The 24,675-nt window shown below is 57.5% G+C and carries 19 protein-coding genes, 1 tRNA gene and 1 pseudogene; 6 read left to right on the forward strand and 15 right to left on the reverse strand.

Going from position 1 to position 24,675, the window contains the following annotated elements; translation table 11 throughout:
• Window positions 1-4: 4 nt before the first annotated feature.
• From ACP8KU_RS00945 to ACP8KU_RS00955, 3 genes and pseudogenes are all read right to left on the reverse strand, one after another.
• Window positions 5-604 carry a hypothetical protein gene (locus ACP8KU_RS00945; RefSeq protein WP_232218841.1) on the reverse strand — a complete coding sequence of 200 codons (600 nt, stop codon included), beginning with the start codon at window positions 602-604 and terminating at the stop codon, window positions 5-7.
• Window positions 605-895: 291 nt separating this feature from the next.
• Window positions 896-1,114 (reverse strand): annotated as a pseudogene (locus ACP8KU_RS00950) (NAD-dependent epimerase/dehydratase family protein); the annotation flags it as partial.
• Between the two features lie 341 nt (window positions 1,115-1,455).
• A protein-coding gene (locus tag ACP8KU_RS00955; protein WP_484483437.1) for an IS3 family transposase occupies window positions 1,456-2,669 on the reverse strand; the annotation gives its coding sequence in 2 pieces (ribosomal slippage) (window positions 1,456-2,396 and window positions 2,396-2,669; 1,215 coding nt in all).
• A 288-nt stretch (window positions 2,670-2,957) separates the two neighbouring features.
• Here ACP8KU_RS00955 and ACP8KU_RS00960 point away from each other — a divergent pair.
• Window positions 2,958-4,151, forward strand: coding sequence for an IS481 family transposase (locus ACP8KU_RS00960; RefSeq protein ID WP_484483824.1), 1,194 nt, complete (start codon window positions 2,958-2,960; stop codon window positions 4,149-4,151).
• 95 nt (window positions 4,152-4,246) lie between these two features.
• Here the strand turns inward: ACP8KU_RS00960 and ACP8KU_RS00965 are convergent.
• A tRNA-Gly gene (locus ACP8KU_RS00965) sits at window positions 4,247-4,320 on the reverse strand.
• A 63-nt stretch (window positions 4,321-4,383) separates the two neighbouring features.
• Here ACP8KU_RS00965 and dcd point away from each other — a divergent pair.
• Window positions 4,384-4,953, forward strand: a complete 570-nt coding sequence (gene dcd, locus ACP8KU_RS00970) for a dCTP deaminase (protein WP_023018083.1) — start codon at window positions 4,384-4,386, stop codon at window positions 4,951-4,953.
• 36 nt (window positions 4,954-4,989) lie between these two features.
• Window positions 4,990-6,312, forward strand: coding sequence for a UDP-glucose dehydrogenase family protein (locus ACP8KU_RS00975; protein ID WP_302526147.1), 1,323 nt, complete (start codon window positions 4,990-4,992; stop codon window positions 6,310-6,312).
• Here ACP8KU_RS00975 and ACP8KU_RS00980 read toward each other — a convergent pair.
• The 9 genes from ACP8KU_RS00980 to ACP8KU_RS01020 all read right to left on the reverse strand — a co-directional run bounded on the left by ACP8KU_RS00980 (window position 6,309) and on the right by ACP8KU_RS01020 (window position 18,663).
• Complete coding sequence (locus tag ACP8KU_RS00980) at window positions 6,309-7,436, reverse strand: YibE/F family protein (protein WP_284630798.1); 1,128 nt, start codon at window positions 7,434-7,436, stop codon at window positions 6,309-6,311. The genes ACP8KU_RS00975 and ACP8KU_RS00980 overlap by 4 nt on opposite strands.
• A 256-nt stretch (window positions 7,437-7,692) precedes the next feature.
• Window positions 7,693-8,928 (reverse strand): pyridoxal phosphate-dependent aminotransferase, encoded by a 1,236-nt coding sequence (locus tag ACP8KU_RS00985; protein WP_005279345.1) that lies wholly within the window; start codon window positions 8,926-8,928, stop codon window positions 7,693-7,695.
• 49 nt (window positions 8,929-8,977) lie between these two features.
• Window positions 8,978-9,628, reverse strand: coding sequence for a DUF1707 SHOCT-like domain-containing protein (locus tag ACP8KU_RS00990; protein ID WP_005279347.1), 651 nt, complete (start codon window positions 9,626-9,628; stop codon window positions 8,978-8,980).
• A gap of 75 nt (window positions 9,629-9,703) precedes the next feature.
• Complete coding sequence (locus ACP8KU_RS00995) at window positions 9,704-11,011, reverse strand: cation:proton antiporter (protein WP_284632003.1); 1,308 nt, start codon at window positions 11,009-11,011, stop codon at window positions 9,704-9,706.
• A 34-nt stretch (window positions 11,012-11,045) separates the two neighbouring features.
• On the reverse strand, window positions 11,046-13,964 hold the full coding sequence (locus tag ACP8KU_RS01000; RefSeq protein WP_484483825.1) for a (Fe-S)-binding protein: 2,919 nt from the start codon (window positions 13,962-13,964) through the stop codon (window positions 11,046-11,048).
• 105 nt (window positions 13,965-14,069) lie between these two features.
• Entirely contained in the window at window positions 14,070-14,927 is an 858-nt protein-coding gene (locus tag ACP8KU_RS01005) for an oxygenase MpaB family protein (RefSeq protein ID WP_237799592.1), read from the reverse strand.
• Window positions 14,928-14,968: 41 nt separating this feature from the next.
• Complete coding sequence (locus tag ACP8KU_RS01010; protein ID WP_023018075.1) at window positions 14,969-15,775, reverse strand: FAD-dependent oxidoreductase; 807 nt, start codon at window positions 15,773-15,775, stop codon at window positions 14,969-14,971.
• A 168-nt stretch (window positions 15,776-15,943) separates the two neighbouring features.
• Entirely contained in the window at window positions 15,944-17,530 is a 1,587-nt protein-coding gene (locus ACP8KU_RS01015; RefSeq protein ID WP_023018074.1) for a succinic semialdehyde dehydrogenase, read from the reverse strand.
• A 77-nt stretch (window positions 17,531-17,607) separates the two neighbouring features.
• A complete protein-coding gene (locus ACP8KU_RS01020; protein WP_023018073.1) occupies window positions 17,608-18,663 on the reverse strand; it encodes an oxygenase MpaB family protein in 1,056 nt (351 codons plus the stop codon).
• Between the two features lie 400 nt (window positions 18,664-19,063).
• Between ACP8KU_RS01020 and ACP8KU_RS01025 the strand changes: the two genes are divergently transcribed.
• Genes ACP8KU_RS01025 through ACP8KU_RS01035 form a run of 3 tightly spaced genes read left to right on the forward strand, consistent with a single transcriptional unit; the run spans window position 19,064 to window position 20,902 of the window.
• Window positions 19,064-19,642 carry a DUF6230 family protein gene (locus ACP8KU_RS01025; RefSeq protein ID WP_005279354.1) on the forward strand — a complete coding sequence of 193 codons (579 nt, stop codon included), beginning with the start codon at window positions 19,064-19,066 and terminating at the stop codon, window positions 19,640-19,642.
• A complete protein-coding gene (locus tag ACP8KU_RS01030; protein ID WP_284631681.1) occupies window positions 19,632-20,276 on the forward strand; it encodes a DUF6114 domain-containing protein in 645 nt (214 codons plus the stop codon). The genes ACP8KU_RS01025 and ACP8KU_RS01030 overlap by 11 nt, the downstream gene beginning before the upstream one ends.
• Window positions 20,273-20,902: a hypothetical protein gene (locus ACP8KU_RS01035; protein WP_023029329.1), complete on the forward strand. Its 630-nt coding sequence runs from the start codon at window positions 20,273-20,275 to the stop codon at window positions 20,900-20,902. The genes ACP8KU_RS01030 and ACP8KU_RS01035 overlap by 4 nt, the downstream gene beginning before the upstream one ends.
• A gap of 18 nt (window positions 20,903-20,920) precedes the next feature.
• Here the strand turns inward: ACP8KU_RS01035 and ACP8KU_RS01040 are convergent, their stop codons facing one another.
• Both ACP8KU_RS01040 and ACP8KU_RS01045 read right to left on the reverse strand, forming a co-directional pair.
• A complete protein-coding gene (locus tag ACP8KU_RS01040; RefSeq protein ID WP_484483826.1) occupies window positions 20,921-22,885 on the reverse strand; it encodes an ABC transporter ATP-binding protein in 1,965 nt (654 codons plus the stop codon).
• Window positions 22,885-24,627: an ABC transporter ATP-binding protein gene (locus tag ACP8KU_RS01045; protein ID WP_484483827.1), complete on the reverse strand. Its 1,743-nt coding sequence runs from the start codon at window positions 24,625-24,627 to the stop codon at window positions 22,885-22,887. The genes ACP8KU_RS01040 and ACP8KU_RS01045 overlap by 1 nt, the downstream gene beginning before the upstream one ends.
• Window positions 24,628-24,675: the final 48 nt, after the last annotated feature.

Below are 24,675 nucleotides of genomic sequence, written 5' to 3' on the forward strand. Positions count from 1 at the left end.
GTTTTTAAATGAAGCCTGCATCGTCGTCATCACTCCATTGAGGTGCGTCGGTAGTTGCTGTAGGGCCGACGATTTTAATGTCGACGTTGTAAGAGGCCAGTGACGAGAGGACAGTTTGAGGGGCCGGCAGCTCATAGCCCCATTTCGGCCCGGTTAGTAGTTCGTCGCGGATAACGCTTTTTGTCGCTTCCGCAACAAAAAGAGCGGTGATGAAGGTGGAGTCCGGTGCGTGGACACTGCCTGAGACGCGAACAGGGCGGCCCCGTAGGGTGCCGTGGACAGTGGCTTGGATGGCAAACCAGTGGTTCTTTCCGGCATCGAGTTTGGTCTTCGCTGCAGCTATGTCTGCGCACAAATTCATGAGCGTGGTTGGGTCTGATATGTCGGTTTGTGAGAGCGCACGTAAAAGTAACTGCTGGGTGTCCCGGTCCGGTATGGCCGTGACCCCTATGAGGCGCGGAATAGAGAAATCTTGGGCCACCTTGCGTAGCTCGTTGGTGACGAACGGGCTTGCTATGAGTCCGTCATCGCTTGGGAAAGGTTCCAGATCTTCAGCGTGGATGCTCCCAGGTTGGTAAGCCACGAGGTCGCCGTCGACAATCATCTTCCCAGGATGTCCGTAGGAGTTGTGGGTACTTAGCACCACATCGACCAGACCCGACAGCCCGCCCCGGTCGCGTCCACCAGTGCAGAGAGTTACCGATTGACAGTCGTCGATTAGGCCCGCCAGGTGGCGTAGTAATAGACCGCTGAGACCGGGGGTAGCGCCGGCGTTGACCACGCACGGACGGTTGGTGGGATAGTTGTCGAATGAGTTGGCTCCGAACGGGTCTATATAGCCCACTGAGTCTGGTAGTGCCGACGCTACTGAGGTCTTGAGAAGACATGACGGTCCGGCGCAGTTGACGACGGCATCAAGGTCACGGGAAAATTTGTTGACAGATTCCTCGTCGTGAGCGTCAACGATAGCGGTGCGCTCATCTGATGTGTGGTGAGACCGATTCCCGCAGTTCACCATATGTCCGCTAGCGCGCAACAGTGCGGCTACTTGGCGGCCTACTTCGCCATGCGAACCGAGAACCCCCACTCTTGCCGTCTCTCCTGTGCGAACCACTCAATGTCCTTTTCTTAGCGAGCACATAACGCCAGATAGCGCCTGTTTAGGTTAGGCTACCCTGCGCGGCAATGAGTTGCAATAGATAGAGGGTAAAACGGCTCTTCCCAATCTAGAGTGCGTAGCAACATAGCTACCTGGCTGGGGGGTAGGGGTCGTTGGGCCGGGTCAAAAGGATAGGCAGGGGGTGTTTTGGTGGTGTCGTGGCATAGCAAGAGGCCCTAGACGGTGCAAGATGGTCGTTATCACACAGTCCATCCAGCCACCTAGGGCCCTGACCATGAACTTGTGCAGGTGGGGTTGCCCGCAAATCGTGGACACGTAGTTAAGCTGCTTAGGGGTTAAGCAGCGGCCTTCTTATTACCATTTTGATCAGCGAGCTGGGCTTCGAAATCGACGGGGCTTACCATCCCGATGGACGAGTGGCGACGGCGCCGGTTGTAGACAATCTCAATCCAGCGAGCCACCGCCTTCCGGGCTTCGTTGCGGGTTCGCCATTTCTTCCGATCGTAAAATTCGGTCTTCAATGTCGACCAGAACGACTCGGCCATCGCATTGTCAAAGCAGACACCAGTACGGCCGACCGATTGTGCAATCCCTAGTTCTTGACAGACCTGCCACAGCTGTTCGCTGGTGAACTGGGTACCACGATCGGCGTGGAAGACCACGCCGTCGGGTACTTCACCACGCAGGGTGTAAGCCATGCGCAGTGCACGTTCAACTAGGTAAGAATCCTGCACACTATCCATGGACCAGCCTAGGACTCGGCGGGAGTGTCCATCGCGGATAACGCATAGGTACAGCCAGCCCTCATTCGTGCGTAGATAGGTAATATCCGACATCCACACTCGATTAAGCTGCCCTTGATCAAATAGGCGTTTCACTAGGTCTGGAAGCGTTGACTTCCGCTTGGATTGAATCGTCGTTACGGGAACAAACGCCCTGGGTGAGATGCCTTCAATACCCATCATCCGCATGCGTTTGGCCACGGTTTTGCGATTCACATAGACCCCACCCTCGGCGAGTTCTGCAGTAATCCGTGGGGCACCGTAGACTTCGTCAGAATCTTCCCAGATGTCATGAATTTTCCTGTCTAACTGGTCGAGGAATCTCTGACGCTGATTTTCACCACGAAGCCGTACTGCTTGAGCCTTTTGCCATTTATAGTAGCCAGAACGAGAAACCTCTAATAACCTGCTCATTCGTTTGATGCTGTAGTTCGCCTTCTCCTGCTGCATTAGCTCAAATTTTTCCGATCGCGTTGCTTCGCAGCGAAGAAGGCGGTGGCTTTTGACAAGAACTCATTATCCATCTTGGCCTCAGCTAACTCACGACGCAGGCGAGCGTTTTCGGCTCGTATATCGGCATCACTGCGGCCATCTACCGAGCCTTGGCGTTCCCGCTCAAGTTTGACCCACCTGCCTAAAATTGTGGCTGATACGCTAATTTCCTTAGCCACATGAGCGATTGGGCGCCCAGACTCAATGACCAGTCTGGCGGCCTCCTGCCGGTACTCCGGGGTGTACTTCTTCCTTGACGAACTCACAATGAACATCCTCTCCTACGGACACAAGATCCGCACTAATCGGGTGTCCACTAAACGAGGGTAACCTCAAAACCGAGGCACCGGTTTATCCACCATGTCGCGACTGAGTTGTCAACTATGTCGCGACTGATGACATTGGAGCCGACGACGGTGTCTGAGTTCACGACATATTTGACACCCTGTTCCTGCGAAGGCAGTCCTGATGCTTGACAGGTGAGTCGGGACAAACTTGACACTTAGCCCACCCTTACCGTGTCAGGTGATGTTTTACAGGTGAGTCGGGACATGTTTGACACTATGAACAGTCCCAACCGTAACCTCGCCATCGTCAAAGCAGTCCGCGGGCAAAAGCGCAGCCCATCACAAGTAGCCAAGCAATTCGGTATCTCTCGCCAACGCGTTTACCAAATCCTTCATGCCTTCGATGCCGGTGGCACAGACGCCATCGCGCCGAAATCCCGCGCCCCACGCACTCACCCCCAAGCCGTGCCAGACACCGTGTGCAAAGACATCATCACAATCCGTAAACAGCTCACCCGTCACGGACTCGACGCAGGTCCAGAAACCATTGCCTACCACCTACAACAAGACGGCAAACGCGTCCCTTCAACCTCGACAATCCGCCGCATCCTAAGAAAAGAAGGACTCATCACCCCAGCACCAAAAAAGAAGCCCAAAAGCTCCTTCATCCGCTTCGAAGCAGCCATGCCCAACGAATGCTGGCAGGCTGACATCACCCACCTGTACCTAGCGGACACCACCCGCATCGAAGTCCTTGACTTCCTCGACGATCACTCCCGCTACCTGCTATCAATCACCGCAGCCGCAGCCTTTAGCGGCACACAAGTCGCCGAGGAACTATCACGCCTGATAGCAGAATACGGACCACCAGCATCCACACTCACCGACAACGGCCTCGTCTTCACCGCCCGCCTAGCAGGACGCAAAGGCGGACGAAACGCCTTTGAAAAAGTCCTCAACGCCAACAAAATCCAACAGAAAAACGGCCGACCAGGCCATCCCCAAACCCAAGGAAAAATCGAGCGCTTCCACCAAACACTCAAAAAATGGATCAACGCCCGACCACCCGCTAAAACCGTAGCTGACCTGCAGACACTCCTCAATGAATTCCGCGACTACTACAACACCACACGCCCCCACAAAGCACTAGGCCGACGCACCCCACACCAGGCCTACACCACCGGCACCAAAGCCAACCCAGCCCACAACCCGACACAAGAATGGCGCACAAGAAACGACGTCGTCTGGGACAACGGCAAAACCACCGTGCGCTACGCCGGCAAACTCTTCCACCTAGGCATCGGCCGCAAATGGAAAAGACAGAAAATCCTCATGGTCATCGCCGACAACCACGTCATCACATCACTAGCCGAAACCGGCGAAGTCATCACCGAACACTACATCGACACCAGCCGCAACTACCAAAAGCCCTACTGGAAACAAGGAGACCCACCCCTAGGCCCAGAATAAGAAGAAACCGGCATCCCAGAACAAAAAGAAACTGAGATGCCGGTTTGTCAACGATGTCGCGACTCACCTGTCAAGCATGTCGCGACTCATGACATTGGAGCCGACGACGGGAATCGAACCCGCGCCAGCAGCTTGGGAAGCTGCAGTTCTACCATTAAACTACGTCGGCACTGCGCTAAATGCGCTTTCCCTACTATACACCTAGGGCAGGCGATTGAGTAGAATCGGGGCCGTGCTTCTTTCAGATCGTGATATTCGTTCCGCCATTGATTCCGGAGAGCTGGGCATCGAGCCCTTTGATAGTGAGCTTATCCAGCCTTCTTCCGTTGACGTGCGCTTGGATAAGTACTTCCGCGTATTCAATAACTCCCGCTATACGCACATTGACCCCAAAGAGGAGATGCCGGAGCTTACCACCTTGGTGGAAGTAGAAGAGGATCAATCCTTTATTCTCCACCCCGGTGAGTTTGTCCTTGGTGCCACGCTGGAGAAATTCACCCTCCCGGCTGATTTGGCTGGGCGTTTGGAGGGCAAGTCCTCGTTGGGACGGCTGGGACTTTTAACTCACTCCACCGCGGGCTTTATCGATCCCGGTTTTTCCGGGCACATCACCTTGGAGCTTTCTAATACCGCGAACCTGCCCATTGCGCTGTGGCCGGGGATGAAGGTGGGCCAGTTGGCCATCTTTAAGATGACCTCGCCGGCGGAAAGCCCCTATGGCACGGGTGCCTTGGGATCGAAGTACCAAGGTCAGCGCGGCCCAACGCCATCAAAGTCTTACCTGAACTTCCGCAGGGATTAATCTGGTATTTACATAAAATCTCTAGGATGAGGTTTTATGCGGATGACTGTTATTGGCACCGGTTACCTGGGTGCCACCCACGCCGCCTGCATGGCGGAATTGGAGCATGAAGTTTTAGGCGTCGATGTAGACGAGGATAAGATCGCCGTCTTGCAATCGGGCAAGGTTCCGTTCTTTGAACCGGGGCTACCGGAGGTGCTCGAGCGCAATATTGATGCTGGGCGCCTAGGGTTTAGCACGGATTATGACGAGGCCGCGCAGTTTGCCAACGTGCACTTTCTCGGCGTGGGAACCCCGCAGCGCCGCGGCTCTTATGCGGCGGATATGACTTACGTTAAGGCCGTTATCACGGACTTGGTGCCCAAGCTGCGCGGGGAGCACGTCATCTTTGGCAAATCCACCGTTCCGGTAGGAACGGCGGCGGAACTACAAGAACTGGCGGATAGTTTGGCGCCCGAGGGAACCCGCGTGGAGATCGCGTGGAATCCGGAATTCTTGCGCGAGGGTTATGCGGTGCACGACACCATCACCCCGGACCGCATCGTGATTGGAACCCGTGAATCGGAATCTCGTGCGGAGGAGCTTGCCCGTGAGATCTACGCGCAGCCGCTAGCGCAGGATACGCCCTTCATCGCGACCGACCTGCAGACCGCAGAGTTAGTAAAAGTCTCCGCCAACGCCTTTTTGGCCACCAAGATTTCCTTCATCAATGCGGTCTCTGAGATTTGTGAGATCGCGGGGGCGGACGTAGTGGCGTTGGCGGATGCCATTGGCATAGACAAGCGCATTGGCCGCAAGTTCCTCGGCGCGGGCCTTGGCTTTGGCGGTGGTTGCCTGCCTAAAGATATTCGCGCCTTTATGGCGCGCGCCGGTGAGCTCGGTGCCGATCAGGCTCTGACCTTCCTGCGCGAGGTGGATGCGATTAATATGCGCCGGCGCGACCGCATGGTGGATCTGTCTAAAGGAGCCTTCAATGGCTCCCTCTTGGGCCACCGCGTTACCGTGCTGGGCTGTGCCTTTAAGCCGAACTCGGACGATGTGCGGGATTCCCCGGCGCTTTCGGTCGCTGGGTCCTTGTCCTTGGCGGGTGCCGCGGTAACCGTCTATGACCCCGAGGGCATGGACAACGCCAAGAAGGTTTTTCCCACCTTGGACTATGCCGCCGATACGGAATCCGCCTTGCGGGAGGCGGAGTTGGTCATCCTGGCCACCGAATGGCAGCAATTTAAGGAGCTGGACCCGAACGAGGCTGGCGAGCTCGTGGATAATAGGCACATTATCGATGGCCGCAATGTGCTCGACGTTGCGGCTTGGTCCAACGCCGGTTGGAAGATTCAGGCGCTGGGCCGCACGTTCTAACGGCGGCGTGACGGGACGGTAAACGCGGCAATCAGCGTGGTAATCGGTACCGCGAGGGTCAGCGCCATGGCGCCGACGCCGGAGCGCAGGAGCTCGGTGGCGACGAGATCGCTGCTGAGAATTTGCCCCGCGGGGCGTTCGGCGGCGGTGATGAGCAGGAGTAGGGGCAATGCGGCGCCGGTATAGGTCAAAATGAGGGTATAGACCATCGAGGCGATGTGGTCGCGGCCGACCCTCATGGCGGATAGGAAAAGCTCGAGCGGTGAGGCCGCAGGATCGGATTCGTGCAGCTCGGTGATGGTGGAGGCTTGGGCAATGGCGACATCGGCAAGGCTGCCCAACGCACCCACGACAAAACCGCACAGCAGCACGCCCAGGATGGAGACATTGGGCATATACAGCAGTAGCTTGAGGTTGTCTTCGGAGCTATAGCCTTGCAGCTGCGAACTATCGATGGCCGCCCACGCAAGGAATGCGGCGATGGCGAGCGCGGTCAGGGAACCGCCCACCGCGGAGGCGGATTTCCAATTCACGCCGTGGACCAGCGGCACGGCAAGGAGAATGATGGCGGTACAGGCGGCAAGCGCCACCCAGAGGGGATTAGTGCCCGCGATGAGCGCTGGGATGAGGAAGCTAAAGACGATGCCAAGGCTCAGCCCCAAGCCGATGATCGCGCGCACCCCATGCCACGCGGCGAAAGCAATGATGACAATAGCGATGACCACTCCCCACAGCAGGAGGCTATTGCTGCGCTGATAATCGGCAAAGGCATACGAGACGGATCCGGTGGGATCGGTGGCCTTGGACAGCACGATATTATCGCCCGGCTGCAATTCTGGGTCGCCCGCGTTGCCGTAGGTGACCAATTGGGTCATCTTTCCCTCGTCCTCGCCGGAGGTGATCTTCACCAACGCCCGGTCACAGTCCACCTCTTCCTTTTCCGGAATCAGCGGCGGGGTATCGAAGGCCAGGCCGGTCTGCTCCGATTGGCACGCGGAGTGGTCGGTCTTTTCCACTGTTGCCTCAACCTGCGGGTGGTTCAGCGCGTAGGTGGACTCGAACTCCTCCGAAGTGTGCTCTGAGGCAGCACTAGAGGGCCACAGCAGGACGAGGCCAATCAGCATGGCGACAAGGGCCGTACCGATGGCGGTGACCAGGCCAACGCGCCACGGGTGGCCGGATACCTCCTGCGCCAGCTGACGTGGATTTAGGCGTTCCAACGCCGACTGACCTGGCGCGTGCCCGCTGGACCCAGATCGACGCTGCGCTTGCCGATGCCGCGAAGCCGAGTCCGATGCGGAATTAGAAACCGAGGAATGCCGTCCCATACGGTGTATTGTGAACGATTATTACTGCAATTACCAATCGCCTGCTGGGGTGCTATTGGCGGTAGCTTACCAAGAAATTGCCCAAGCGCTCGATGGCGTTTTCCAGCTGGGAAGCCCAGGGCAGCGTGACCACGCGGAAGTGATCCGGGTGCGGCCAGTTGAAGCCGGTGCCTTGGACCATGAGGATCTTTTCGGCCTTGAGGATGTCCAACATGAGCTTGGAATCATCGTGAATCTCATAGACATTGGGATCCAGGCGCGGGAAGAGGTACAGCGCGCCCTTGGGCTTTACCGCGGACACACCGGGGATCTCATTGATCTTGTCGTAGGCGATATCGCGCTGGCGCAGCAGTCGTCCCCCCGCTCCGGTGAGCTCGTAGATGGATTGGCGCCCGCCCAGCGCCACCTGGATGGCATGTTGGGCAGGAACATTCGGGCACAGGCGGGTACCGGCCAGCAATTCGAGGCCCTCGATAAGCCCGTGCGCATGGTGCTTCGGGCCCGTAATGACCATCCAGCCCGCGCGGTAACCACAGACGCGGTAGGCCTTGGATAGGCCATTAAAGGTAAAGGTCAAGAGATCGGGGGCCAGCGAGGCGATGGAGATATGCTTCGCATCGTCATAAAGGATGCGGTCATAAATCTCATCGGCCAAAATCAGCAGGTTGTGCTCCCTGGCGATGTCCACGATCTGCTGCAGGACCTCGCGCGAATACACCGCGCCGGTTGGGTTATTCGGGTTGATAACCACGATGGCCTTGGTCTTTTCGGTGACCTTGGACCTAATGTCCTCGATGGATGGGTTCCAGTCGTCTTCCTCATCGCACAGGTAGTGCACTGGGGTGCCGCCGGCCAGCGAGGTTGCCGCCGTCCACAGCGGGTAATCGGGTGCCGGGATGAGGATCTCATCGCCGTTATTGAGCAGCGCCTGGGTGGTCATGGTGATAAGTTCTGATACGCCATTGCCCAAGAAGACATCGTTGATATCAAAATGAGGGAAGTCTTCGAGCTCATAGCGCGTGACGATGGACCGCCGGGCCGAGGTAATGCCTTTAGAAGTGGAGTAGCCCTGGGAGGTGGGCAGCGCGCTGATCATATCGCGCATGATGACATCGGGTGCATCGAAGCCAAAGACGGCGGGGTTGCCGGTATTGAGCTTGAGGATGGTGTGGCCGTCCAGTTCCATTCTCTCTGCTTCCGCTGAGACCTCACCGCGAATATCGTAAGCGATGCCCTTTAGTTTTTCGGACTGGTCAAAGATGCGGGGTTTGGGAGAAGTCATGGCCATATTGTGCCATCTTTCACAGCGCTAAGAAATATTGCAGCGCACCTCAGCGCTATTTATTATTCCACTTGCTGATTTGTTTCTTCGCCATTTCCATAGCCTGACCGGTAATTTCTCCGGCCTGCTGGCGGCGTTGGGCCCACATTTTCTTCTCTAATTCTTTTTGGTGCGCTCGCTCGTGTGCCGTCAGCGCACGGATTTCGCGCTGCTGTTGGCGCTCAATTTGCCGCACCGAGGGGGCATGCCAGGATTGCGGGCCCACCTTGGCCACGTACAACAGGATCCACACGATGGGGATGAGCGCTGCGGCTACCGCGCCGCCCGCCAGCAACCAGGGGCTATTCATGGTGGCGCTGAGCATGACAAGAGTGGGCGATGCCGTGAGCAGCACCACCGAGCTGGTCAGCGCCGTAGCGATGCGGGGCTTCTTCGCGGCAGTATAGGCGCGGTCTACATCGCCTTGGGAGTAGATCTTTACCTCTTGCGAGCCGGTCGCAGGAATATCGCTAAAGATCGGTGCCAAGTCTTTCTGGGTGACGGCCTGCATGACGCTATCGGAGCGCTCCTCAAACTCGGTCATCGATAGGCGGCCTTCGCCCACTGCGCGGGCGAGATCGGTCAGGGCATCGTTGCGCTCTGAATCAGATAGACGCAGTGTCCGGTCATAGGGGGAGGATCCGTAGCTATTAGTCACAGCCACCATAATAGACAAGCTAATTCAAAAAGAATATGCCCTGCCGCGGTGGCAGGGCATGGTTTCTAGCGTGGAGTGCACAGATTAGAGCTCTTGCGACTCTTCTTCCTTATCGTCCTCGGTGGAATCCGATTTCTTCTTTGGATCGGATTCATCAACCGTCTTGGAGTCTTTCCTTCCCACCAAGTTGGCCAGGAACGGGAAGATGGCAACGGTCAACGCGCCACCGGCGACGAAGATCGAGGCGGTTTCTTGCTTCATCAATTCGGAATTAACCGCCAGCGACGTCACCGCGACGATGATCGGCAGGCCGGTCGCCGTGTACAAACTGACTTGGAGGCGCTCGCGCACCGTTTCAATTTCGGAGCCGGTGTGGCCCACATTCTCGCGCAGGAATACCGGCAGGCCGCGGGTGACAAGAATAAGCGCCGGGATGCCCAGTACTTTCCCCGGATTATTGGCGATGGTATCCCAGTTAATCGTCATGCCAGAGACCACGAAGAATACCGGGATGAGCATGGAGTGGAAGACCACATCGAGGCGGTGCTCCAGCCGGCGGTGGAATTCATCCGGAATGATGCGGTTTAAGATGATGCCGGCGGCGAAGGCGCCCAGCACGATGTCTAGCTCAAAGACCGCCGTGACGGCCATGAGGGTGGCAAGGATCAGGATGATAAGGCGCAAAATGGTCTGGTTGGTAGACCCCGCACCGGAGATAAACGCCGCTTTAACCCACGGAATCGTCGTGGCAATGGCCGCCGGCATGATGGCAACAGCCACGGCGATGCCGATGAACGCGAGCATAATCAGCAGCGTGGTCCACGTGGAGCGCGTGCTGAGCAAAAGCGCCATCGCGGTAATGGGCGCGACCTCACCAATAGCGCCGTGAATCATGACCGATTTGCCCACCTTGGTCTCGAGCACGCGGTCCTGTTTCAACATGGGCTGGAGCGTGCCCAACGCCGTGGACGTTAGCGCGAGCGCCACCACGATGGCACCTGGGACGTTATCGACCAAGAAGTACGCACCAACACCACAGGCTACGAGGCAGATAAGCCAGGTGGATAGCGCCGTTCCCGCCTCTTTGGTCTTGAGCGTAGAAATCTCGATCTCAAAACCTGCGAGCAAGAAGAGCGCACCAACACCCAGCTCTTTCAGCATGCTGATGCCGGCATCTTCATGCGCGACATCCAAAAGCGATGGGCCGATGACCATGCCAAAGATGATCAAAAGGGCAACGGCCGGCAGCCGGTTGCCCAACATGAATGACACTATGGGCGCCAGTAGCGCCGCAAGCATGATCCAGGCAAAGGAAACGAGGCTAGTGGTGTTTTCCGTCGCACCTGCTGCCAGAACAAAAGTATCCGCAGCCCATCCCACATCTAATTGCATGAATCACAGCGTACGCACTCACCCCTGCACATGCCTACTCGGTATTCGCGTCCTTCGGCGGCTCCGGTGGCTTGGGGGCCTTGGGAGCCTCTGCGCTTTCCGATGACGCCGGTGGTGCCGGCGGAGCGGGCGGCATGGCCGATGCCGGCGGAGCAGGAGGCGCGGGTGGTGCCGCTGCCTCGGGTTTCTTGTCGGCCTGCGGTGGCTTTGGCGCTGCTGGAGCTTGTGGCGCCTTGGCAGCTTGCGGAGCCTTTGGCGGCTGTGGAGCTGCAGGTGGTTGTGGCGTAGTTGGTGCTTGCGAAGCGGCGGGTGGCTGCGGGGCACTAGGCGGTTGGGGTGCCGCGGGTGCCTTCGCATCTGGAGCAGCCGGCGGAGTCGGGGCACCTGGAGCTGCCGGGGCACTTGGTGCTGCCGGAGCCTTCGGAGCCGCCGGGGCGCTAGGTGCCGAAGAAGAACCCGGAGCGGTAGGAGCAGCGGGGGCCTTGGGAGCCTTTGGCGGCTTGGTAGCACCCGGTGGGGTTGGCGCGCTAGGCGCGGAGGGAGCACTCGGTGCAGAAGGCGGAGTAGGCGCTGCCGGGGCATTAGTGGATTTCGGGGTACTCGGCGCGCTGGGTGCGCTGGGTGCCGAAGGGGCCTTGGGGGCAGCCGGGGTAGAAGGAGCCTTTGGTGCGGATGGAGCCGCAGCATTGGGGACCGCCGGTGCCGTCGGAGTAGAGGGCGCGCTTGGAGCTGCCGGTGCCGAAGGCGCGGATGGGGCTGCTGGAGCGGCGGGCGCAGCAGGTGGCGTCGCGGCAGTGGGGGTGTTGGTAGAGGAGGGGGCATCGGCAGGCGCGGGCGCCTTGGGGGCATCGGGGGTGGTGGTTGAAGCCGCGCGGTGGCGTACTGGGGTGCCCAGGAAGGCCTTGGGGCGGGGTTTGGGAAGAGTGCCCTTGTCATCCAGGGAAATAGAATTGCGCAGCATGGTCGCCACGTCGTTGACCTGGGTGGTGGGGGTGGACTCGGTGGCCAAAGATTTCACACCGCCGGTCATCATGACATTGCAGAACGGGCAGCCGGTGGCGATTTCCTCGGCGCCGGTCTCGAGTGCTTGCTCCGTGCGGAACTCATTGATGCGAGAGCCCAGCTTTTCTTCCATGAACATGCGTGCGCCGCCGGCGCCGCAGCAGAAGGCTTCATCGCGGGACTTGTCCATCTCGCGCAGCTCGACGCCCGTGGCCTCGAGAAGCTCGCGCGGGGGATCGAAGACCTTATTATGCCGGCCTAAGAAGCACGGATCGTGATAGGTGATGGGCTTGCGGTTTTCCGGGGTGCGCGGAACCGGCTGCAGCAGCTTTTCGCGCACCAAGCGGTTGAGCAGCTGCGTGTGGTGGAAGACATCGAAATGCCCGTCAAAGTCCGGGTACTCATTGCGGATGGTATTAAAGCAGTGTGGGCAGGTCGTGATGATTTTTCGCTGGCCTTCCGGCACGCCCTCGAAAGCGTTGTTGAGTGTTTCAACGTTTTGTTGTGCCATCATTTGGAACAAGAACTCATTGCCGGCGCGGCGGGCGGGATCGCCGGTGCAGGTCTCACCGGTAGAAAGCACGCCGAACTTGACGCCGGCGGTGTGCAGCAGATCCACGACGGCGCGGGTGGTGCGGCGGCCATTGTCATCATAAGCGCCGGCGCAGCCTACCCAGAGGAGGTATTCCATATCGGAGAAATCGGTGGCGTCCTCGCCAATGATGGGTACCTCGATGCCATCGGCACGCGCCTCATCAATCCAGGCGCGTCGCTCGGAATTATTGCGGCCCCAGGGGTTGCCCTTGGTCTCCATGTTTTTGAATAGGCCGGTGAGTTCCGAGGGGAAATCGGATTCCGCCAAGACCTTGAAGCGGCGCAGGTCTGCAATATGGTCGATGTGCTCGATATCGGTGGGGCACTGATCCACGCAGGCACCGCAGTTGGTGCAGGACCACAGGACGTCATCGTCGATGACACCGGCCATCGAGAGCACATCCAGGCCCTCGTACGGGTTGTAATTATCCAGCGCGCCCTGGCGCAGGTCCATCATGACCTTTTTAGGGCTGAGCGGCTTATCGGTATTCCAGGCCGGGCACAGCTCCTGGCAGCGGCCGCACTCGGTGCACGCGGTCGAATCCAGCAGCATCTTCCAGCTGCCAGGGGTGATGTCTTCTTCCAAGTCCGGGGTAGGCAGGGATTTGAGCGCCTTTTCCCCTGAGGTATTGCGCTGGAAAAAGATATTGAAAAACGCCATGAAGCGGTGCCACATGACACCCCACTGGAACTTGCGGGAAATAAAGAAGATGAAGAGGAGCCCAGATAGCAGCTTGACCAGGGCGAAGAAGCTGACCAGTGCCGGGGATTCGGGAAGCGCCTTAGCCAGGTGAACGGTCAAGAAATCCGCGACTGCGGAACCGCCACCAAAGGCCGCGATCTTGGAGGCCTTGACCAGGAGCATGCTGAGACCCTCGATAAAGACGATGGCCTCCACCCAGCGGGCCGCTGCCGTTTGGGAGTTGAAAAAGCGGCTGCCGCGCTCGGTATCGCCTAATTTCAGGCGCACGCCGATGAGGAAGCAGATGCCTAGCACCGTGCCGATCCCGAGCACTTCTTCCACGAAGTGATAGACCGTCCAGGTGCTTAAGCCTGGCCACCCTTTATCCGGGGCGAAGGATTGGATATAGGCCTCAAACCAGACCAGGATGCCGAATAAGAAGCCCACCATGACTAACCAGTGGGCGGCATTGACCAGTGGTTTGCCCTTGAAGTGGGTGTGGCCGAAGACCTCAACCAGCACGCGCCAAAGGCGTTTTACGGGGCTATTGGTGCGCTCTAATTGGGTGGATCCGCCCGAGCGGATGAACTTAATGAGCGCCCCGACGCGAGCGAAAAAGTATAGCCACACCGGAAACGATGCGGCTATAGCAATCCAACCGAACACGGTAGTCATTCGTGCTCCTTCACTACTGATACTCCACGTTGTTATCTACCTTAAGGCCTAAAGCCGTGAATCTGAGAGTCAGTATTCAATACCAATGAGTGAAGGGGAATGGTTTTAATAGTGGAAGCCGCCTTCGGCTTCAGCCTTTTCAAATGCGCGCGTAGCAATAGGAACCATGCGTGCTTTGCGTGGGAGGACAGAGAAGATACCACGTACAGTACGGGAGAAAATCTTCAGCTTGCGCTCGTCCTTTTTAGTCCACTCCCAGCCAAGTTTATTGCGCAACTTGTCTGGAATCATACCGATAGCAACCCACAGCAGCAGTCGGGATGCGTAGGGTGCGATGGGTTTCCACAGCCAGTTGGGCACCTTAGGGTCTGGGGGGTCAAGGGTAAGGCCGTTGATAATGCGGGAGCGCTCGATGGTCTCGCTGATATCGAGGGTATCGATCATGAGGTCCAAGTACTCTTCAAATTCTGCGTACGTCTTTGGTGCATCATCCGGCTCTGCAACTCCGTAGAACGTATACCAAGTACGGGTTTCTTGGAAGAGCTGTTCGCGTTCCTCTGGGCTTAAGGGAACCATGAAGTTGCCGGCCAACTGGTAAGGCATGGCTGCGAAGGTGGCATGGGCCCAGTAGTAAACATCCGGATTCAGCGGGTGGTAGCGGCTTCCATCTGGATGGGTTCCCTTGATGTCCTTATGGAAATCACGAATCATTATGCCGACTTCGGGGCCTTCATAAATCGTGCGAATGATCGGGAAAGCGGACCGAACAAGGCGTGCAACCTCGTTATCGAAGACGTTGGAGTGCTGCACCAAGGAACGGCTGACGTCGCGCTGGGTAATCTGTAATAGACCAGCGGACAGGGCAACGAATGCCGAGCGCCAGTCACCAAAGCGCTGCCACAGGATGGAATCTGGACCCAACTCAGGCAGGTTTTCCGTATTGGTATCGGACGCTTGGGTCATCTGATCGTTTACAGTGCTTTCAGGATTGCTCAGAGTGGTCATCATGCCTCCTTAAGGGCAGTAGCGGACTTTTGTTGAGTCTGGCGTTCTGATGAGGCGGATTCAGAGGCGTAGTTGGATGCTCTCTTGAAATCATGGGCCGGTGCATCGAACCCCGCGAGCACTTCGCGGATTCCGCGTACAGTTCCGGGTTGGACCAACCACTTATCATGCTTGACCGTTAGTTCTCCGGGTCCACGAATTTCGAGTTGGCGAACGTAACGGCGGCAGTGATCCGCACGGGCCTCGATAACAGCCAATGGGCGGCGTTTGAGGTAGGAATCACGCGGGGTAGGGCCGTCGACGAAGAGGGCATTAGGAAGTCCAAAGACCTCGACACCGTGGTGGAGGTACATATCGTCGACATTTGCCTTCGAACGTCCCGGAACGGAAATCCACGGAGACGCCTCACCGGTGGCGCGGATCAGGACATCGAATGCTTGGGTTTCCTGGCCGGAATCACTGAGGTAGGAAATTTCCCATTGTCCTTCTGCGCGGTCGAATTCAGCTCCGGTAACTTCGGTGGAACCACGGAACTCGGCGCCACTGGCCTCGACAGCCTTTTCAAGGTGGCGAATGACAGAAGCCGGTGAGCCGTCAGTCCTAGTGAGGCGGAGGTACGGCGTACGGAAGTGGTATTTCCGGGATACCTCAGTGGCTAGAGCAGAATTGAAATGACCACCGATATGTGGTTCTTGTTCAAAAAGAACGGTGTCGAATCCTGAGAATGCGCATTCAGAAGCCGCGGCGCATCCAGCTACTCCGGCGCCAACCACTGCGACAGTCGGCCGACGGTATGGCTTGAACATGCTGTTCCTTTCGAGTTTCGCAGGGCGCTTACTGGCCGCTGTATGGTGTGAATTTTATGTAGTCAGTAGGTCACATTTCGTGAATAAGTTGTGATAGTACACACAAAGCTATGGAATGTGAAGTGTGTTACTGGGAATTGAGTGGTTCCTAGGTGCTATGGCGAGCGCTTAAGGTAGGAAGTGCAGGGCTTTTCCTAAACGCAATGCGGAGCTCAGCAGGGTGCCGTAGTACTTATTGGGTAGCCAGCTTGGCCCGCGCATCGGCATGATCCTTTGGGAAGAGATATTTTTTGCTTCCGTGTACTTAGTCAGGCCCTCGTGGCCGTGGCGGCGACCAACGCCAGATTCCTTGACGCCACCCAGTGGGGTAGAAATCGAGGCCCACGTTGAAGCGTAGCCATCATTGATAGTCACACTTCCTGCATCGATTTTCTCAGCGATGGCCTGAGCGGTCTCTGGCTGGCCAAATACGGAGGAGTTTAGACCATAGGGCAATTTATTTGCCTGTTCGATTGCCTCTTCGACATCGCGCACGCGTTGCACATATACCACTGGACCAAAGACCTCTTGCTCTGCAAGCTCGGTGCCATCGCCCAAATCAGTGAGTACCGTGGGTTCAAAGTGATAGGGGCCGATATCCGGGCGGGGCTTGCCTCCGGTAATAACGGTTGCACCCTTGTTTACTGCGTCATCGACAAAGTGCTGCACTACATCCAATTGATCTTGGCCGATGAGCGAACCCATCGTGTAGTCCCAGTTCAAACCAGAGCCAAGTTTGATGGATTCGGTTGCTCGGCGGAATGCGGTAATGAATTGATCGAAGATGGCTTCGGGAACGTAGATGCGTTCGATCGAAACGCACAGCTGGCCCGAATTTGAGAAACAGGCGGTAGCGATGGTGTCAATATGCTTATCGATGTCTGCATCCGGCGCGATGATCATCGGGTTCTTTCCGCCCAGCTCTGCGGAGTATCCAACAAGGCGCTCGCCTACGGTGGTACCCAAAATCTTGCCGGTCTTGGTAGAGCCGGTAAACATCAGGTAATCGCAGCGTTCAGCGATGGCGGAACCGACGACTCGGCCGGAACCGGTGACGATCTGTAGTAGATCCTTCGGCAGTCCTGCTTCCTTTAAGAGATAGAGGGAAATCAGGTTAGAAAACGGCGTGGAGCCGTCGGGCTTGGCCACGATGCCGTTGCCTGTAAGCAGTGCCGCAACGGCATCGGAAATGCCCAGCGCTAATGGATAGTTCCACGGGCTGATTTGCCCTACAACACCCTTAGGAACCCGCTGTAGGCGAGTCTTAGTAATGAATGGAAATGCACCTGGCTGTTTCTGTGTAGCAAGTAGCTTTGGCGCATTATTTGAATAATAACGCGCGTTGTTCAGTACATCGAGTACCTCATCAAAGGCGGCCGTGCGGTCCTTACCGGTCTCCAGCTGGATGAAATCCGCCAGCAGCTCGCGGTTCTTGGCCACGAGGTGATGGAAGCGCTTAATTACCTTTACGCGTTGCTTAACGTCAGTGTCAGCCCAGAGCATTTGGGCTTGGCGTGAACGACGGAAAGCTTCATCTACGTCTTCTTCGGAACCTACTCCAACCCACCCCAATTCTTCTTCGAAGAGAGGGGAATGGACCGCTTGGTGTTCGCCTTTATCCAGCGAACCGGTGGAGTAGTTGGTGGTGAGATGTTGCAGTTCGGTCAGTAAATGCTGTGGCAAAGGCCGTTCTTGTAGTCGGCGGGGTAAAGACATGTAATGCACGCTCCAGGGAGATTAATGAAAAGGTTCGTGAGCTTAAAGCCCACGAACAATGAAGAAGCCGGTGTGTTTTAGAATGGACAGCCGGCTGCACGGCGTGCGGCTACTGCATCATCGGAATCCGGCTTGTCGGTAGATTCTGCGGTGGCCGCAGAGTCCTTAGCCTGGGCGGCGTTGTAGCCTTGAATCTTCTTCGGCTCCTTGTACTTGCCCTCGATCATGCCGTTTTTGATCATCAGGGAGCGACCCGGCTCCATGTAGCGCTTGTCCTCTGGCAGGTGATCCATGATGAAGCGGACGGACTTGGCAATGCGGTCGAAGCGCTTTTGATCGCGCTTGGACCACTTGAGATCCAAGATATCGCGGTACTTCTGGGGCAAGGTGGCCACCGTCAACCAGATGGCGCTGCGCATAATCGGCTTCCAGATAACTTTCCACACGGCCTCTGGAACACCTTCCGGAGCCTTGACTGGTTCTACGCGTGCAGTACGTAGTGCGAAGTCAACGGTCTCATTGCGTTCGAGGACGGTATCTGCCATCTCGTCCATGTATTTGATTAAGTCATCGTAGTTATCGATGACCGGACGCTCAGACATGCCGTACTTATCCCACCACGTCACGCCTTCGCGGACGATTTGGTCGCGCTCTTCCTTGGTGAACGGGGTGCCGAAAAGGTCTTGTGCGTAGATGACACGGTAGACAAAGGTCGCATGTGCCCAGTAGTAGGTCTCTGGATTTAGAGAGTGGTAGCGCTCGCCATTTTTCAGCGTGCCCTTAATGGTGACGTGATAATCGCGGATGCGCTCGCCGATGTCCCCGTCGTCATAGATGGACTGAATAATCTGCGGCGTGGAGCGCTGCAGGCGGGCGAATGGCTCGTCGAAGAACTTCGAGTGATCCAGGAGGGATTGCCCGATGGCCGGGTGCATATTCTGCAAAATGCCGGTATATCCGCGCAGCAGCTGCAGGCGGTTATCCGATCCCCACTTCCACAGCAGGGAATCTGGACCTAAGGGGGCGCGCCGGAGTTCGCGCTTCGACTCCTTTTCCTTACTCGGGGCAGCGGAGTTGTTCTGGTCGTTGTCCTCCGGAGCTTGGTATGCACTGGCATTAAGCGAGTTGGACATTTTAGCCCTCCCTGGTTTCGATTGATATTGAATGCTGTGTAGCGTAACACACGCCACATTTGGACTGTTGCCTAAACCACAAATTTGGGGGTGTAGTGAGGTGGGTTAAATATGGCCAGTGTACTGGCTTGAACCGCTTAGAGTTCCAAGATTTTGTACGGCAAACCTAGGGTCGAGGATTGCGATCTTGGCAATAACCCCTTAGTCTTTGTGTTCTGTATCTCATTTAGTGCTGTCGTTTGGAAGAACTCACAAGGATTTATGTTTCCTTCGGAGATGCTTTCGCATTGGATGAGACGGAAACTGGGGACCTATTTAAATGGGTCACCGGTGACAGGGAAGAAACGATGTCTTTAGGCGTGTTTCTTCGCTTTGTAATCTTTCAAAGAAAGGTGCCTTCATGGGCAGAATAAGCATTCCAAAGTTTGCGGCCGCTCTGGCTGCAGGTCTCGCGGCATTCGGCGTTACAGGTTTTGCGGTAGCCCAGGGTGGTTTGACTGCCAATATTGCCCTATCGGGAACCTTTTTTAAGGTAAATATGAGCCACCTTGAAGGTGAAGGCCTGTCGATCTTTGTTGATAGAGATCAAATGGGAGAGGAAACCATTCCGGCCGCACGCTTGAAGTTCGAACATGCCGTGGCTTCTAACCTATGCTTATCCGCCAATCTTCCGGATGTTCCTGGTGTGGGCGAGACCACCTTTGCTCTCCGTGCGAACGGAGATGACAGCGTGGAGGTCAGAAACCTATTGGTCGGTGCGACCGACATTAAGGGAGAGCTGGATCTGACCAACGCCAACGTGGGAGTCGATGCAAGTCAGGTTAATGACAAAGCAGATCCAGGCTCATGGGGCCTGTATGCGCAGAAGGTGACCTTGAGCGCAGATGATATTCGAACGACCTCGGTCGGAGCGGAAAAGCTCGCTGCTTCCGGAGTGACCGTGACAGTGAAGAGGGGAAGCAATAACAATGCCTGCTAAGTCCTCTGATGATGAGACTTTGCGCATGCCTGCGGTGACTGACCCCGATAATGGTGCCGAAACCGCTGAATCTATGGAAGGAACTGCTGGGATTGCAAGTGCGGCGGGCAACGCGGCAAAAGAGCCTTCGCAGTCGGTGGCGGACGCAGTCAAAAGTGCCAATGAGGCTCATGCTTCTATGGCGAACGACGAAGCTATTGCCCAAGTAGCAACCAAGCAGAGCCGGTGGAAGCGGTTTAAGCACTGGCGCAAGCGCCGCCCCTTTGCCGGTGGACTGCTACTTATCCTGTCTGGAATCGCCATCGCCGCGCCCGCCTATATTACTGTGCGTATTTCTGATCTTTTGGTGATGATTTCTACGGTTTCTGGGGTATCCACTCTGCTCATTGGCGTAGCACTTATTATGTTTGGCTTAGGCTCTTGGTTTAGGCAGGAGACCTCGACTTACTTGGGTGTTTTGGGCATACTTGTAGCCATTATTGCGCTGCCCACCTCAAACCTTGGCGGCTTTCTCATCGGTAGCCTGTTGGGCATTATCGGCGGTGCACTCGCCTTTGCTTGGCAGCCGCAGGATCGGCAGAAGGTGTCGAATAAGAAAAAGTCCGAGGCGAAAGAGGTGGCGGTTTCCGCATGAGGCTATTCAGACTAGTCTCGCTATCGCAAGGCCCTTCCCCTCGCGCGTTAAAAGCAAGTGCGCTCGCGGTGCTCTGCGTTTTTATGGCAGTGTGCGTGGTCAACCATCCTGAGAAAACCCGCGCGCAGGAAGATTTGGCCTTGGCACAGTCTGAACTTAGTACTGTCACCGCTGATAATGTCACGCTGACCGGAAACGTGACAGCCTCGCTCGTTACGGTGCAAACGGCACAGGGCGAGCAGCGAGCGCTCAAGCTGGTGGGTGATAAACTTGCTGCGCGAAATCTCGCCCTTACCCTTCCTAGTGTTGTGGGACAGGGAAAACTGACTACCGGTGATGTGGAAACCACCGTTACTGATGGACCAGTAACCGTGCTGGCGACCGGGCTGCAGACAACCCCCGCGGTGGTAGACCATCCCACCATTCCGGTGAACGTGGATTTGGACAACGAGGATATCAATGCCGTACTTGATCAGTTGGGCGTTCCTGCTCCGCACGCAGTCCCCGATGCCCCTATTCCCAATCCCCTGATGGAGCGCATTTCGCTGCAAGACGTCACCATGGAGCTGGTTAACCTGCAAGGCGCGAATCTGCACGCCCCGCAAGTCCAACTCACAGTGAGGTAATCATGCAGCAGCGCTCCCTTAAGAATCGTTGAACTGCGATTGGTGCAGGCGCCAATAAGTGCTCTGGGCGCGCAGCAGCTCTTCGTGGGAGCCTTGCTCGACTATGCTGCCGTTTTCCATCACCAAGATCAGGTCAGCATCCCGGATGGTGGACAAGCGGTGGGCGATGACGAAAGAGGTGCGCTCGGCGCGCAGGGCATTCATGGCCTCCTGGACGAGCACCTCGGTGCGGGTATCCACGGACGAGGTCGCCTCATCCAAGATGAGCAGTGCGGGCTGGGCCAAAAAGGCGCGGGCGATGGTAATCAACTGGCGTTCGCCGGCGGAGATGGCGCCGCCATCTTGGTCGATGACGGTGTCATAGCCCTCCGGTAGGGAGTGCACGAAGCGATCCACGTAGGTGGCCTTGGCCGCGGCGATGACCTCATCATCCGTGGCATCGAGCCGGCCGTAGCGGATATTGTCCATGATGGTGCCCTCAAAGAGGACGGCATCTTGTAGCACCATGCCCACTTGGGAGCGCAGGGCGGTGCGGGGCATATGAGCGGTATCGTGGCCATCGATAAGAATGCGGCCTGAATCGATGTCATAAAAGCGCATGAGCAGATTGACCATGGTGGTCTTGCCCGCGCCGGTGGGGCCTACGATCGCCGCGGTTTGCCCCGGTTCCACGCACAAGTTGAGCCCGGTGATAAGCTCCTTCTCCGGAGAATAGGAAAAGGCAACGTCCTGGAACTCCACGCGGCCGCGGGCGCGGCCCACCAACTCATCGCTTGTGGTCTCCAGCGATTGTTCTTCCGCGTCGAGGAATTCGAAGACGCGCTCGGCTGAGGCCACGCCGGATTGTACCTGTTGCATCATTCCGCCCAATTGGCCCAGCGGCTGGTTAAATTCGCGGGAGTACTGGATAAAGGCGGTGGCCTGGCCCAGGGTCATCTGCCCGTTGGCCACGCGCAGGCCGCCAAGCACGGCGATGGCCACATAAGACAGGTAGGACACGAATTGCATGATGGGCATCATGATGCCGGAGAGGAATTGCGCCAGCGCGGAGGAGCGGAAGAGCTCGTCATTGCGCTCATCAAATTGGCGCGTCATATCCTCCGTGCGGCCAAAGACGATGCCTAAGTCGTGGCCGGAGAAGGACTCTTCCACCTGGCCATTGAGCTGGCCGGTAGCGCGCCACTGGGTTTTGAATTGGCGCTGCGAGCGCCCGCCGATGACCCCGATGATCAGCGCGGTTAGCGGGAGCGCCAAGAGTGCTACCAGGGCGAGCCGCCAAGAGATGCTCAGCATCATCACGGTGATGCCCAGGATCATCAGGATGTTATAAAACAGCTGGGACAACGCCTGTTGGAGGGCTTGTTGCACATTGTCGATGTCATTGGTGGTGCGCGAGAGGATATCGCCGCGCTGGTTGGAATCGAAGTAATTCAACGGCAGCGCATGCACCTTGGCTTCCACGCGCTGGCGCAGCTCGTAGACCGTGTCGATGGTCAGGCGGTTTAAGATGAGCCCCTGCCAGAGCTCGAAGGCGGCAGAGACGATGTACATCGCGATCACCGCGATGATAAGCGTGCCCAAGCGGGTAAAGTCGATGCCCTCGCCGGGAATGAAATCCATGCCGGAGGCCATATCGGCCACCTGATCTTGGCCTTGGGCGCGCATGCCGTCGATGGCCTGTTGCGCCGAGATGTCAGACGGCAGCTCGCGGGCGATGACGCCAGAGAAGATGACGTCCATGGCATCACCCAAGATCTTAGGGGCAAAGACCGCGAGGAAGACGCAGACTATGTTCATCGCCGCCACTACCGCCAGCATGCGCTTATAGGGCATGAGTAGGAGCAGCAAGCGCTTGGCAGAGGGCCAGAAATTCTTGGCCTGACGCGGTGCGGATCCGGACCATTCATCGGCGGCGAGCTTGGCCTCAAGCTCCTGGAGCTCGGCGTCCTCGGCGGAGGAGTCTCGTGTGGTGTCCTTGGCCATTAGTGCTCTCCTCCAGTTACTCCGGCGGTTTCTTGGGATTCAACGATTTCCTGGTACACGCCCGAGGATTTCAGCAGCTCGGCGTGGGTGCCGCGGGCGACAATCCGTCCTTTATCGATGACCAAAATCTGATCGGCATCCTGGATGGAGGCCACGCGCTGGGCCACGATGATGGTGGTCACGGCCTCGCCGCGCTGGGCAAAGGACTGGTGCATGGCGGCGCGCACATTGGCATCTGTGACCACATCCAGCGCGGAAAAGGAATCATCAAAGAGATAAATGCGTGGCTGGGCCACGAGCATGCGGGCGATGGATAGGCGCTGGCGCTGCCCGCCCGATACATTGGTACCGCCCTGTGCGATGGGCATGTCCAGGTCATCGACGAAGTCCGCCTGTGCCACGCGCAGCGCCTCCCATAGCTCATCGTCGGTGGCCTCGGGGCGGCCCAACCGCAGGTTGGAGGCCACCGTGCCGCTAAACAGGTAGGCCTTTTGTGGCACCAGCGAGACGCGGCTGACGATGTCGGGGCGGGAGAGGGAGGTGGTAGGGGTGGCATCGATAAGCACCTCGCCTTCGCTCGGGACGTACAGGCGCGGGATGAGGGAGAGGAGCGTGGTCTTGCCCGCGCCGGTAGAACCGATGATCGCGGTGGTGGTGCCGGGAGGGGCGGTAAAGGAAATATCCTCTAGCACCGGGGCATCCGCGCCGGCATAGGAGAAGCTGACATTGCGAAACTCCACGGTGCCGGAATTGGTCGCCGGGGTGACGGTATCCTTCGGCGGGGTAATGGACGGCTCGTGGCTTAAGACCCCGGTGATGCGGCGGGCACACACGAGGGCGCGCGGGAGCATCATCGCCATAAACGTGCCCATCATGACGGCGGCGAGGATTTGCAGCAGGTACTGGAGGAAGGCGGTGAGCCCGCCGACATCGACAAGCCCGGCATCCACGCGCTGGCCACCGAACCACAGCACGGCGCCCGTGGCAACGTTCAAGACGACGGTGATAAGCGGGAACATGAGGACAAAGAGCTGGCCGATTTTCAGCGAAAGCTGGGTAATGTCCTTATTGGCCTTGGTAAAGCGTTCAGTTTCATAGGCCTCGCGCACAAAGGCGCGCACGACGCGGATGCCGGTGATCTGCTCGCGCAGGGTGCCGTTGATGGTATCCAGCTTGTCCTGCATGGCACGAAAAAGCGGCATGAGCCGCGCGATGAGGACGGAGATGGTGCCGAGCAGCACCGCGACAGAAACCCACACCAACCAGGACAGTCCGGCGTCCTCCCGGATGGCCATGATGATGCCGCCGATGGACATAATGGGCGCTGTGACCATGAAGTTCAGCATCATCATGTAGACCATCTGCACCTGCTGCACGTCATTCGTGCCGCGGGTAATAAGCGTGGGCGTGCCGAACTCGCTCATATCTTCTGCAGAAAACGTGGTGACCTTGCGGAAGACCTCGCTGCGCAGATCCCGGCCCACGCCCATGGCGGTGCGGCTGCCGCACCACACCGCGCCGATGGCGGTAATGACCTGGACAAAGGCCACAATCAGCATGATCGCGCCGGTGTGCCAGATATAGTCGATATCGCCCTTGGACACGCCCTCATCGATGATTTTGGCGTTCAAGGACGGCAGATACAGGGTAGCCGCGGTGGACAGCGCCTGCAGGATAAGTACCGCTAGGACATAGGGCGTATAGGGCGCCGAGCGGGTAAAAAGGATTCGGACTAGATCCATAAACCTGCGCTTCTTTCGAGGGAGAATAGGGATTAACCAGCAAGCATA

It is taken from the genome of Corynebacterium sp. LaCa_282 (genome assembly GCF_057198125.1).

What these genes read in the sequence shown, in the direction of transcription:
- ACP8KU_RS00945 (WP_232218841.1), bottom strand. Translation starts at nt 604, where the DNA reads ATGATTGTCGACGGCGACCTCGTGGCTTACCAACCTGGGAGCATCCAC.
- ACP8KU_RS00960 (WP_484483824.1), top strand. Translation starts at nt 2,958, where the DNA reads ATGAACAGTCCCAACCGTAACCTCGCCATCGTCAAAGCAGTCCGCGGG.
- ACP8KU_RS00975 (WP_302526147.1), top strand. Translation starts at nt 4,990, where the DNA reads ATGCGGATGACTGTTATTGGCACCGGTTACCTGGGTGCCACCCACGCC.
- ACP8KU_RS00980 (WP_284630798.1), bottom strand. Translation starts at nt 7,436, where the DNA reads ATGCTGATTGGCCTCGTCCTGCTGTGGCCCTCTAGTGCTGCCTCAGAG.
- ACP8KU_RS00985 (WP_005279345.1), bottom strand. Translation starts at nt 8,928, where the DNA reads ATGGCCATGACTTCTCCCAAACCCCGCATCTTTGACCAGTCCGAAAAA.
- ACP8KU_RS00990 (WP_005279347.1), bottom strand. Translation starts at nt 9,628, where the DNA reads ATGGTGGCTGTGACTAATAGCTACGGATCCTCCCCCTATGACCGGACA.
- ACP8KU_RS00995 (WP_284632003.1), bottom strand. Translation starts at nt 11,011, where the DNA reads ATGCAATTAGATGTGGGATGGGCTGCGGATACTTTTGTTCTGGCAGCA.
- ACP8KU_RS01000 (WP_484483825.1), bottom strand. Translation starts at nt 13,964, where the DNA reads ATGACTACCGTGTTCGGTTGGATTGCTATAGCCGCATCGTTTCCGGTG.
- ACP8KU_RS01005 (WP_237799592.1), bottom strand. Translation starts at nt 14,927, where the DNA reads ATGACCCAAGCGTCCGATACCAATACGGAAAACCTGCCTGAGTTGGGT.
- ACP8KU_RS01010 (WP_023018075.1), bottom strand. Translation starts at nt 15,775, where the DNA reads ATGTTCAAGCCATACCGTCGGCCGACTGTCGCAGTGGTTGGCGCCGGA.
- ACP8KU_RS01015 (WP_023018074.1), bottom strand. Translation starts at nt 17,530, where the DNA reads ATGTCTTTACCCCGCCGACTACAAGAACGGCCTTTGCCACAGCATTTA.
- ACP8KU_RS01020 (WP_023018073.1), bottom strand. Translation starts at nt 18,663, where the DNA reads ATGTCCAACTCGCTTAATGCCAGTGCATACCAAGCTCCGGAGGACAAC.
- ACP8KU_RS01025 (WP_005279354.1), top strand. Translation starts at nt 19,064, where the DNA reads ATGGGCAGAATAAGCATTCCAAAGTTTGCGGCCGCTCTGGCTGCAGGT.
- ACP8KU_RS01030 (WP_284631681.1), top strand. Translation starts at nt 19,632, where the DNA reads ATGCCTGCTAAGTCCTCTGATGATGAGACTTTGCGCATGCCTGCGGTG.
- ACP8KU_RS01035 (WP_023029329.1), top strand. Translation starts at nt 20,273, where the DNA reads ATGAGGCTATTCAGACTAGTCTCGCTATCGCAAGGCCCTTCCCCTCGC.
- ACP8KU_RS01040 (WP_484483826.1), bottom strand. Translation starts at nt 22,885, where the DNA reads ATGGCCAAGGACACCACACGAGACTCCTCCGCCGAGGACGCCGAGCTC.
- ACP8KU_RS01045 (WP_484483827.1), bottom strand. Translation starts at nt 24,627, where the DNA reads ATGGATCTAGTCCGAATCCTTTTTACCCGCTCGGCGCCCTATACGCCC.